At 53.0% G+C, this 11,273-nt stretch carries 8 protein-coding genes and 1 pseudogene; 3 read left to right on the plus strand and 6 right to left on the minus strand.

The window, feature by feature from the left end:
* Positions 1–118 precede the first annotated feature (118 nt).
* Positions 119–706: a LuxR family transcriptional regulator gene (locus GBC03_23205; protein ID QFS72904.1), complete on the minus strand. Its 588-nt coding sequence runs from the start codon at positions 704–706 to the stop codon at positions 119–121.
* A 15-nt stretch (positions 707–721) separates the two neighbouring features.
* Positions 722–1,417 carry a pilus assembly protein PilZ gene (locus GBC03_23210; protein QFS72905.1) on the minus strand — a complete coding sequence of 232 codons (696 nt, stop codon included), beginning with the start codon at positions 1,415–1,417 and terminating at the stop codon, positions 722–724.
* A gap of 301 nt (positions 1,418–1,718) precedes the next feature.
* On the opposite strand from GBC03_23210, the pseudogene GBC03_23215 reads away from it, so the two are divergent.
* Positions 1,719–2,416: pseudogene (locus tag GBC03_23215) on the plus strand (IS1 family transposase).
* Between the two features lie 314 nt (positions 2,417–2,730).
* Here GBC03_23215 and GBC03_23220 read toward each other — a convergent pair.
* Genes GBC03_23220 through GBC03_23235 form a run of 4 tightly spaced genes read right to left on the minus strand, consistent with a single transcriptional unit; the run spans position 2,731 to position 8,938 of the window.
* A complete protein-coding gene (locus GBC03_23220; protein QFS72906.1) occupies positions 2,731–5,877 on the minus strand; it encodes a CusA/CzcA family heavy metal efflux RND transporter in 3,147 nt (1,048 codons plus the stop codon).
* Positions 5,878–5,888: 11 nt separating this feature from the next.
* The gene (locus tag GBC03_23225; protein QFS72907.1) at positions 5,889–7,151 is read right to left on the minus strand and encodes an efflux RND transporter periplasmic adaptor subunit; all 1,263 of its coding nucleotides are present in this window, start codon (positions 7,149–7,151) and stop codon (positions 5,889–5,891) included.
* 32 nt (positions 7,152–7,183) lie between these two features.
* On the minus strand, positions 7,184–7,528 hold the full coding sequence (cusF, locus tag GBC03_23230; GenBank protein QFS72908.1) for a cation efflux system protein CusF: 345 nt from the start codon (positions 7,526–7,528) through the stop codon (positions 7,184–7,186).
* Positions 7,529–7,555: 27 nt separating this feature from the next.
* Positions 7,556–8,938 carry an efflux transporter outer membrane subunit gene (locus tag GBC03_23235; protein QFS72909.1) on the minus strand — a complete coding sequence of 461 codons (1,383 nt, stop codon included), beginning with the start codon at positions 8,936–8,938 and terminating at the stop codon, positions 7,556–7,558.
* A gap of 170 nt (positions 8,939–9,108) precedes the next feature.
* Between GBC03_23235 and cusR the strand changes: the two genes are divergently transcribed.
* Positions 9,109–9,792 (plus strand): copper response regulator transcription factor CusR, encoded by a 684-nt coding sequence (cusR, locus tag GBC03_23240; GenBank protein ID QFS72910.1) that lies wholly within the window; start codon positions 9,109–9,111, stop codon positions 9,790–9,792.
* Complete coding sequence (locus GBC03_23245; GenBank protein ID QFS72911.1) at positions 9,782–11,221, plus strand: heavy metal sensor histidine kinase; 1,440 nt, start codon at positions 9,782–9,784, stop codon at positions 11,219–11,221. Before cusR ends, GBC03_23245 begins: the two co-directional genes overlap by 11 nt.
* The last annotated feature ends 52 nt before the right edge of the window (positions 11,222–11,273 follow it).

An 11,273-nucleotide genomic window follows, 5' to 3' on the forward strand; every position in this document is an offset into this window, starting at 1 on the left:
TGACAACGTGTCGAACTGGGACTATGCCTTACCCGGCCTACAGGCTTTGGAATATCAACACGTTACTCGTGACACCTGTAGGCCTGATAAGCGAAGCGCCATCAGGCTGATAACAAACTCAGGATAAAAAAGACAACGGATGGTTGAATCTGACGATCTGTTTATTCAGTGCAGTAGAATGGGCCAGACCCAACTTAACAATGATCCTCATTTTATGGGTCTGTATCGTTTTATAGCTCACGCTGATCAGATCCGATATCTCGTTTGGCGAATACCCGCTCACCAACAAACTGAGGATTTGTTGTTCACGATCGCTGAGTCGTTTTTGCGAACGGAATACGCGGGGATTCCAGCACTCCTCCGTCAGGGTTGTCAGTCGACCAAAATCACGCAGTGGTGATTTATCGGTCAACACAATGGCCTTTTCGACATACAGCAACTCAATGCACAACGCGGCCAGACGGCTATCAGCAATCACCACCACCGCATTATCGTAGAGTTTAAAACGGCTCTTATTTAAATAACTCACAAAATCCGCGTAAGACTGTTCGTGGCTGATGATATTAAAAATCATCAACCGATGGCGATAACGTGCGGAGTAATCCACCATCACCTGCCAGGGTACACTCGTCACCTCAGCATTTTTACTCTTTAAATACGTTGAAACACTGCTGCCGACGAAATCTTCATTTCCACACATCAACATAAAGTTCACCCTCCCTTATAAACTTTTCAATTTGTTACTCATCAAAAAATGAATAATAACCTTCTCGACATCCAACGCCTCACGGGGATGTTTAAATTCAAATTTGCAGGAGATCTGCTGACAGGAATAAAGCTGATTATTATCATCAAATTCATTAATGGTAACGACATTGACAACCCGGAGATCGCTATGCAGACAACCAAATTGTTCAAAATCGAGGGATGCCCCTTTGATCAGCGCATTTTTATAAAGAAAGCGGGCATTCACTTTTTGTGCAATCAGTGCACAACCGCCGCGAGAGATATTTTTAATCTGCAGCGAGTAATTCTCACCATTTTTATAGCGCCCAGAACAGTAAAATTGATACCCTTTTAAAAAGGAGAAGCGTTGGTGCTGGCGGCGCTGAACTAATAAGATCACCTCCGGGATGCGATACGCCAGCCCGCACTCCAGTTTATCGGTCAGTGACTGACTGAATCTGGCATTAAACCTGATAATGCCGCTGTTACTGTGCAAGATAAAAGACTGAATGGGAGAGAGTGGGATTTCGCTATTGTTGGCAATCACAAAGTAGTCGAAGTCAACCTTTTCTAATTGAGTGACCACGCTGGTATCTTTAAATTTCAGTTCCACCTTGGTTTTTCTGAGAAGCTCTTCACGAATAATGGCCACGATCTCAAATTTATTGTCCTTTGCCATCCCAAATCCCATAGTAAAATCCTTATTTTATATTTCAGGTATTTCTCATTCATGTTTAATGATAAATGGCTAAAAATGACTCCGATTCATGGTTTTTGATTACCATAAGGGATTATCTTTCAGATATTTCGCATGATATTAAGTTTTTAGCTATTTTTACTGATTAATTGATATGTAAAAACATTCAGAGAAGTGTAAAAGTGGCCCGCATTATGCGCAAAAGAGGACTAACTTAACGAAAATTTGATAATAAAAATGGGTGATGCTGCCAACTTACTGATTTAGTGTATGATGGTGTTTTTGAGGTGCTCCAGTGGCTTCTGTTTCTATCAGCTGTCCCTCCTGTTCAGCTACTGACGGGGTGGTGCGTAACGGCAAAAGCACTGCCGGACATCAGCGCTATCTCTGCTCTCACTGCCGTAAAACATGGCAACTGCAGTTCACTTACACCGCTTCTCAACCCGGTACGCACCAGAAAATCATTGATATGGCCATGAATGGCGTTGGATGCCGGGCAACCGCCCGCATTATGGGCGTTGGCCTCAACACGATTTTCCGCCATTTAAAAAACTCAGGCCGCAGTCGGTAACCTCGCGCATACAGCCGGGCAGTGACGTCATCGTCTGCGCGGAAATGGACGAACAGTGGGGATACGTCGGGGCTAAATCGCGCCAGCGCTGGCTGTTTTACGCGTATGACAGGCTCCGGAAGACGGTTGTTGCGCACGTATTCGGTGAACGCACGATGGCGACGCTGGGGCGTCTTATGAGCCTGCTGTCACCCTTTGACGTGGTGATATGGATGACGGATGGCTGGCCGCTGTATGAATCCCGCCTGAAGGGAAAGCTGCACGTAATCAGCAAGCGATATACGCAGCGAATTGAGCGGCATAACCTGAATCTGAGGCAGCACCTGGCACGGCTGGGACGGAAGTCGCTGTCGTTCTCAAAATCGGTGGAGCTGCATGACAAAGTCATCGGGCATTATCTGAACATAAAACACTATCAATAAGTTGGAGTCATTACCTAAAAATGAATGAAATGCGATGAACAGCACGATCCTGAAATATAAAATAGAGGTTTACACCTTTCGTAATAAAAGATGAACGTTTGTGTTTTTTATGCACAACCTGCTGAGGAGTAACGGTAAAATTAAATATCAGGGGAATAAGAAAATAATAGATGGGGATTCAGAAAGGGATAAACGTCATCATCAGAAAAAGCATCTTACAGTATTGCGGAATATGTCGGATAGAATAAAAAGTATACCATAAGGTGTGATTTTATCCGGCCTGCTCGATTACAACAGGCCGGATAATGCAGGTATTAATGTGATATTTTGCGGTGACGACGCATCCACATCAACTTATAAGCTGCTGGGATAATAAACAGCGACAGCAACGGAGCCGTAATCATGCCGCCGATCATGGGCGCAGCAATCCGGCTCATGACTTCCGAACCGGCCCCTGTGCCCCATAAAATAGGCAGCAGACCGGCAATGATCACCGCCACGGTCATCGCTTTGGGCCGTACCCGTAACACCGCGCCGTGATACAACGCCTCATCCAGTTTCTCTGCGCTAAACGTCTGCGGATTGTCCAGCGCCGGATCGGCCTCAATGGCATGGCGCAGGTACATCAGCATTACCACGCCAAATTCCGCTGCCACCCCCGCCAGCGCGATAAACCCGGTTCCTGTCGCGACCGACAGATGGAACCCCATCCAGTACAGGAACCAGATCCCGCCCACCAGCGCAAACGGCACGCTGGTGATGATCAGCAGCGCTTCCCCGACGCGGCGGAACGCCAGATACAACAGGACGAAGATGATCATCAGCGTCATGGGTACCATCAGCTTCAGCTTATGGTTCGCCCGCTCCAGCAACTCAAACTGACCAGAAAACGCGACGCTGGTACCGGGCTTCAACTGGACGTTATCGGCAATCGCCTTTTTCAGGTCGTTGACCACGGAAACCATATCCCTGTCACGCGCGTCAATGTAGATCCAGCCGGTGGGTCGTGCATTCTCGGTTTTCAACATCGAGGGTCCCGGCTTGATGTTGATTGTGGCCACATCTCCCAGCGTAATTTGCTGCTTCATCGGCGTCAGGATCGGTAACTGGCGCAGCGCCTGCGGGCTGTCACGGTAGCTTTGCGGATAACGTAGATTGATGGGATAACGGGCAATCCCCTCAACGGTCTCCCCCACCATCGCCCCGCCGATGGCGGAGGTAATAAACAACTGCACGTCCCCCACCGTCATGCCGTAACGGGCAGCCTTTTCACGGTTAATGTCGATGTTGAGATAGCGACCGCCTTGCAGACGCTCGGCCAGCGCGGACGTCACGCCAGGAACGGTTCGGGCGACCTCTTCAATCTGCTCGGCCATTGCATCAATATCGGCCAGTACGTTACCGGAGACTTTAATCCCAATCGGACTCTTAATCCCGGTCGAGAGCATATCAATACGGTTACGAATCGGCGGCACCCACAGGTTTGCCAGCCCCGGCAGACGGACGGTTTTGTCCAGTTCCTCAATGATTTTGTCCATCGTCATGCCCGGACGCCACTGATCCTGCGGTTTAAGCTGAATGGTGGTTTCCACCATTTCCAGCGGTGCCGAATCCGTGGCGGTCTCCGCTTTCCCGGTTTTACCAAAGACTCTGGCAACTTCCGGAACGGTCATGATAAGCCTGTCGGTTTTCTGTAACATACTTGCCGCTTCTGCCGCCGAAATCCCCGGCAGCGTGGAAGGCATGTACAGCAGGTCGCCTTCGTTAATCTGCGGTAAGAACTCGCCTCCCACTTTACTCAGCGGCCAGGCAACCGTCAGGATCGAGAGCACCGCCACCAGCAGTGTGGTTTTCGGCCAGTGCAGCACTTTCAGCAATAGCGGATGGTAGATGCGGATCAAAAAACGGTTGAGCGGGTTGCTGCTTTCCGCCGGAATTTTACCGCGGATCCACAGCCCCATCAGAATAGGGATCACCACGATCGCCAGAAACGCCGCGCCCGCCATTGCATACGTTTTGGTGAACGCCAGTGGACCGAACAGGCGTCCTTCCTGCCCCTCAAGGGTAAAGATGGGAATAAAAGAGAGCGTGATGATCAGCAAACTGATAAACAGCGCCGGGCCAACCTCCACGGAGGCGTTGGTGATCACCTTCCAGCGCGTCTCGTTATCAAGTGTTTCGCCCGGATGCAGATGTTCCCACTCTTCCAGTCGTTTATGCGCGTTTTCGATCATCACAATGGCGGCATCCACCATTGCCCCCACTGCGATTGCGATCCCACCAAGCGACATAATGTTGGCGTTCAGCCCCTGGAAATGCATCACGATAAAAGCGATGCACAACCCCAGCGGTAGCGAGATGATCGCCACCAGCGCGGAACGCACGTGCCAGAGAAACAGCGCGCAGACCAGCGCCACGACGATAAACTCTTCCAGCAGCTTAGTGCTGAGGTTGTCGATGGCGCGGTCAATCAACTGACTGCGATCGTAGGTGGTCACCACTTCCACGCCTTCCGGCAGGCTACTTTTCAGCGTCTCAAGTTTACTTTTAACCGCCGAAATCACCTCACGCGCGTTTTTACCGGAACGCAATATGACCACCCCGCCGGCCACTTCACCATCACCGTTGAGTTCAGCGATCCCCCGGCGCATTTCCGGGCCAATCTGCACTCTCGCCACATCGCGTAGATACACCGGCACACCGTTTTCCCCTGACTTCAGGACGATGTGATTAAAGTCATCCAGCGTTTGTAGATACCCACTGGCGCGGACCATGTATTCCGCTTCCGACAGTTCCACCGACGAGCCGCCCGCCTCCTGGTTAGAGGCATCCAGCGCGCCCTTCACCTCCGACAGGCTGATGCCGTACTGAGCGAGTTTCATCGGGTCGATCACCACCTGATACTCTTTCACCACGCCGCCTACGGAGGCCACTTCAGACACGTTGGGGATGGTTTTCAACTCATATTTCAGGAACCAGTCCTGCAGCGATCGCAGCTCCGCCAGGTCGTGCTTACCGCTGCGATCGACCAGCGCATACTCGAATATCCAGCCCACGCCGGTGGCGTCCGGCCCCATTTCCGCGCTGACGCCCGCCGGGAGCTTACCCTGCACCTGGTTGAGATATTCCAGCACGCGCGAACGGGCCCAGTACGGATCGGTGCCATCTTCAAAAATGACATAGACATACGAGTCGCCAAACTGCGAGAAGCCGCGCACCGTCTTCGCGCCCGGCACGGACAACATGGTGGTGGTCAGCGGATAGGTGACCTGATTCTCGACAATCTGCGGCGCCTGCCCCGGATAGCTGGTTTTGACGATCACCTGCACATCGGACAGATCGGGCAGCGCATCCACCGGCGTATTGACGATAGTCCAGGTGCCCCAGACGCTGAGAAAGAGCGCGCCAATGATCACCAGAAAGCGGTTGGCAACCGAGCGACGAATAATCCATTCAATCATCTGCGTTCTCCTCAGTGCGCATGGGCCGCATGAACGGGCGTCGCCGACGGCTGCTGTGCGCGCATGCGATCCAACGCACCGGAGATGTTGGCTTCTGAATCAATCAGGAACAGGCCGCTGGCAACCACCTTCTCGCCTTCGTCCAGCCCGGAACGGATCGCCGTCATCCCCTGCGAAGCCTGGAAGACAGAGACTGTCTTCGGAACAAAACGGCCTTCACCGTCCACCGTGATCACCCGCTGTTCGCTGCCAGTATCGATCAGCGCTTTAGACGGGATCAGCAACATCGGCTCGCTGGCCGTTTGCAGATTGAGCCAGGCGTTCATCCCCGGTTTCAGCGCTTCGTCAGGATTCTCTACTTCCAGACGCAGTTGCAGCGTTCGGGTGGTGGCATCAGCACTGGGCAGCAGCGTCCACTTGCGGACGGTGAATGACTTATCCGGACGCGCCGGAACGGTCAGCGAAAACTGTGACGTGTCCTTAATCAGCCACGCGATGGATTCAGGCACGGCGGCAGTGACCCACACCGGGTCCATCCCCTGAATTTTCGCCACTACGTTATCTTTGGCGATGTTCATGCCGGCGCGTAAATCAAAGGCGGTAATCACCCCGTCAATGGGTGCCGTAAGGGTAAAACGGGTCTGAATTTTGCGTGTTGTGGTCAGACGCCGAATATCCGCATCCGGCATCCCGGCCAGACGCAGTCGCTCCAGAATCCCCTCAACCTGGGTTGCCGTACCGCCGGTCTCTTTGAGCAGCAGATATTCACTCTGTGCTTCCACCCAGTCAGGAATGGTGAGCTCGAGCAGCGGCGCGCCTTTTTTCACCTTATCGCCCACGGTCAGCGGCCAGACTTTATCGATAAATCCGGCGGCCCGCGCCTGCATGATGACAAACTGATACTCGTTGAAGCTGACGTTGGCCGGGAACGTTTGTGCAAACGTGAGAGGACCCCGGCGCACGGCCTCGGTTTTCACACCGAGGTTTTGCGTTTGCGTCGGATCGATCCGGACTCCCGGCGCAGCGGTGCTGGCAGACTCTTCATCGGCATATTTCGGTACCAGATCCATATCCATAAAGGGCGATTTGCCGGGTTTATCGAAGCGGGTATTCGGGTACATCGGGTCGTACCAGAACAGCACGTTGCGGGCTTCTTTTTCCGCGGCAGGTGGTGTATTCGCCGACGGGTGCGCGGCGGCGAAATACATATAGCCGGCCACGGCGATAATGCCGCCCGCCATCATGCTGCCGATAATTAGCGCGATATTTTTCATGAGGTCATGCTCAACGTTAAAATAAGAGAAAATTACTGGCTTTTAATATCCTGCAATAAAGAGAGATTGCCCTGCTGGATAAACGTAAACGCCACGTTATCGCCCGCTTTTATATCGTTGAGCTGCGTTTGCGGCGTGATGGTAAAACGCATGGTCATTGCCGGCCAGTTCAGCGCGGGAATGGGACCATGTTCAATGGTGACTTTTTTACTTTCCATATCAACGCTTTTCACCACGCCGCTGGCGCTGACCACTGGGCTTTGTTCAGCGGCAGGCATGGCGCTCATCATATCGCCGTGATGATGTTCATTGGCCTGGGCGTTAATCGCCAGCGTAGAGAAAACCGCGAATACGACTGCTTTAAATACCGTGTTCATTTTTAATCTCCCATGATGTCATTTGATTTATTCCAGCCAACCGCCACCAAGCGCGGTATAGAGCGTAATTTCGTTAACCTGCCGGGCGTAATTAAGGTCAAGCAGGGTTTGTTGCGTCGCAAAGAGCGAACGTTCGGCGTCCAGCACTTCGATATAGCTCACCGCCCCGTTGCGATAGAGCGCTCTGGCACGCTGAAGGGTGATTTGTAGCGAAGACAGGTAACGCTGCTGACCGCGAATCTGATCGGCCAGGCTCTGGCGCAGCGCCAGCGCATCGGCAACCTCTTTGAAGGCGTTCTGGATCTTCTGCTCGTAATTGACCACCGACTGCTGCTGGCGGATTTCAGCCAGATCGAGGTTGGCCTGATTACGCCCGGCGTTGAAGATGGGTAACTCCACCTTCGGAATGAAATTCCACATCCCGCCTGCCGCTGAAAACAGCGTAGAGAGATCGCTGCTGCTGCCGGAGATCCCGCTGGTCAGCGTAATAGAGGGAAAAAATGCCGCCCGCGCCGCGCCGATATTGGCATTCGCCGCCATCAGCGCATGTTCGGCTTCCATAATGTCCGGACGCTGCAACAGGATTTGTGATGAGAGCGACGGCGGTAACGTCACGCCGTTGAGATCGCCGACGTTGTGTCGCGTATCGTCCGGCAGCGTGCCGTAGCTCCCCAGCAACAGCTGCAACGCGTTGTTTGCCTGCGCCAGTTCCCCCTGACGCCTGGCGATGTCACTGCGGGTACTTTCGATCACGCCGCGCGCCTGCTCCAGCGCCAGCACGTTAGTACTGCCGGTGACCAGCTGTTTTTCCACCAGCGCATACGCGCGCTCGTAATTACTCAGCGTTTCTTGCGCCACCTGGAGCTGTGCAAAGGCCAGACGCTGATTGAAATAGCTCTGCGCCACGTTGGACACCAACAGGATATGCACCGCCCGGCGCGCCTCTTCGCTGGCAAAAAAGTTCTGTCGGTCGGCTTCACTCATGTTTTTCAGTCGACCAAAGAAATCCAGATCAAAGCTCAGATTCAGCCCGGCCTCGTATTCACGCGTACTGCGGGTGTCGCCCTTGAGCTTTCCACTCCATTTCCCGCTGCTTTCTGCGTTCAGTTGCGGATAGCGATCGGCATCGGTCACCCGATATTGCGCCCTCGCCTCCTGCACTTTCAGCGTCGCCATGCGTAAATCACGGTTGCTGCGCAGCGCCTCATCAATCAACGTTTTCACCTGCGGATCGACGAAAAACTGCCGCCAACCGCTGTCCTGATAACCCGCTGGCGACGCCACCAGTTGGTTCTGACTCAGAGAAAACTGTTGCGGCACCGGGAGCGCCGGACGCTGATAGTCTGGTGCGAGTGAACATCCTGCCAGCAGTAACGCCATCGAGAGCGTGAGGAGCTTAAAATTACGCATAAGCCTGATTTTCATGTGGGTTGATATCAGCAACTTTACCTGGTGCTCTCTGTTCAACCCGTGACAGCAAAATGACAAAGCTGTCATTTTCCCAGAATGCGATTGCTATCCGATCTGGCTTCTCTAGAATTGAGGGGCCCCATGACATTCGCGTGGTGAAGGAGGACGTGTTGAAGATTTTGATTGTCGAAGATGAGAAAAAGACCGGTGAATACCTGACCAAAGGGCTGACGGAAGCAGGCTTTGTTGTCGATCTTGCCGACAATGGTCTGAATGGTTACCACCTGGCGATGACCGGTGAATACGACCTGCTCATTCTTGACATCATGCTGCCCGACGTCAACGGCTGGGACATCGTCCGGATGCTGCGCACCGCCAATAAAGGTATGCCGATTCTGCTGCTTACCGCGCTGGGCACGATCGAACACCGGGTGAAAGGACTGGAGTTAGGGGCAGATGATTATCTGGTTAAGCCATTTGCTTTTGCCGAACTGCTGGCGCGCGTCAGAACGCTGCTGCGCCGGGGAGCGGCGGTGATTGTCGAAAGCCAGTTTCAGGTGGCCGATCTGACGGTTGACCTGGTGAGTCGCAAAGTGAGTCGTAGCGGAACGCGCATCACGCTCACCAGCAAAGAATTTACCCTGCTGGAGTTTTTTCTGCGCCACCAGGGAGAGGTGTTGCCCCGCTCGCTGATTGCCTCTCAGGTGTGGGACATGAATTTCGATAGCGACACCAACGCCATTGACGTGGCCGTGAAGCGTCTGCGCGGTAAGATTGATAACGACTTTGAACCTAAGCTGATTCAGACCGTGCGTGGCGTGGGGTATGTGCTCGAGGTGCCGGATGGTCAGTAAGCGACTTTCCCGACCTTTTTCGCTGGCGACGCGTCTGACTTTTTTTATCAGCCTCGCGACCATTGCCTCCTTTTTTGCCTTTACCTGGATAATGGTCCAGTCAGTAAAAGTGCATTTTGCCGAACAGGACATTAACGACTTAACCGAAATTAGCGCCACCCTTGAACGTATCCTCAGCCCTTCCGACGAACCGGAATCCCGTCGTCTGGAGATCCTGAAAAACGTCGTGGCCGGTTACTCAAACGTGATCATTTCGCTGGAAGATGCCAACCAGCAGGCGCTCTTTCATTCCCCTCATGTGCCGGATATCCGGCAGTTTCTTACCCAAGCCACGCCGGATAAAACTGTTCCGGGTGGCAATGTTTATTTAATTAATGGTCCGTCGATGCAGATGGCAGGCCACGGTACGCATTCCACCTGGCGCATGATCCGCCTGCCGGTCGGGCCGCTGGTTGAGGGTAAACCGGCCTATACCCTGTATCTGGCGCTATCGATCGATTTTCATCTGCATTACATTAACGACCTGAAAAACAAGCTGATCATGACCGCCTCGATCATCAGCATGTTGATCATTTTTATCGTGCTGTTTGCCGTTTATAAAGGCCACGAACCGATCCGCAGCGTCAGTCGGCAAATTCAAAACATCACTTCGAAAGATCTCGACGTACGTCTGGATCCCCAATCGGTCCCTATTGAACTGGAACGGTTGGTGCTCTCTTTTAATCACATGATCGAGCGTATTGAGGACGTTTTTACCCGCCAGTCCAATTTCTCTGCCGATATTGCCCATGAGATCCGAACCCCTATCACCAACCTGGTGACGCAGACGGAAATTGTTCTCAGCCAGCCCCGTAGTCAGAAGGAACTGGAAGAGGTGCTCTATTCCAACCTCGAAGAATTTAGTCATATGGCGAAAATGGTCAGCGATATGCTGTTTCTGGCGCAGGCCGATAACAACCAACTGATCCCGGAGAAAAAAGCGCTCAATCTGGCAGATGAAGTCGGTAAAGTGTTCGACTTTTTTGAAGCGCTGGCGGAAGAGCGGGAGGTCGGACTGCATTTTGAAGGGAGTCCCTGCCTGGTTTCCGGCGATCCCGGTATGCTGCGCCGGGCGATAAGCAATCTCCTCTCCAACGCGATGCGTTACACGCCGCCGGGTCAGACGATCACCGTCCGACTGAAAGAGGCGGACGACCAGGTGCACATCATCATTGAAAACCCGGGAACGCCTATTCCCGCCGAACATCTGCCACGGTTATTTGATCGCTTTTATCGCGTCGATCCGTCCCGCCAGCGCAAAGGAGAAGGGAGCGGTATTGGCCTGGCCATCGTGAAATCCATTGTGACAGCGCACCACGGAAAAGTGTCGGTGACCTCGGATGCCAGCGTTACCCGTTTTATTCTGAGTTTGCCGAAAGAGCAGGTCTGACTGGCCTGCACCTCTTCACGCTGCGCCCATCTTAAGCACTGTAGACTCCAGG

This window comes from Citrobacter telavivensis, assembly GCA_009363175.1.
In the GTDB taxonomy this organism is placed as follows: Bacteria; Pseudomonadota; Gammaproteobacteria; order Enterobacterales; family Enterobacteriaceae; genus Citrobacter_A; species Citrobacter_A telavivensis.

Bases quoted from the DNA above. Each gene is read 5' to 3' on its own strand.
- GBC03_23205 (QFS72904.1), bottom strand. From the start codon at position 706: ATGTTGATGTGTGGAAATGAAGATTTCGTCGGCAGCAGTGTTTCAACG.
- GBC03_23210 (QFS72905.1), bottom strand. From the start codon at position 1,417: ATGGGATTTGGGATGGCAAAGGACAATAAATTTGAGATCGTGGCCATT.
- GBC03_23220 (QFS72906.1), bottom strand. From the start codon at position 5,877: ATGATTGAATGGATTATTCGTCGCTCGGTTGCCAACCGCTTTCTGGTG.
- GBC03_23225 (QFS72907.1), bottom strand. From the start codon at position 7,151: ATGAAAAATATCGCGCTAATTATCGGCAGCATGATGGCGGGCGGCATT.
- cusF (QFS72908.1), bottom strand. From the start codon at position 7,528: ATGAACACGGTATTTAAAGCAGTCGTATTCGCGGTTTTCTCTACGCTG.
- GBC03_23235 (QFS72909.1), bottom strand. From the start codon at position 8,938: ATGCGTAATTTTAAGCTCCTCACGCTCTCGATGGCGTTACTGCTGGCA.
- GBC03_23245 (QFS72911.1), top strand. From the start codon at position 9,782: ATGGTCAGTAAGCGACTTTCCCGACCTTTTTCGCTGGCGACGCGTCTG.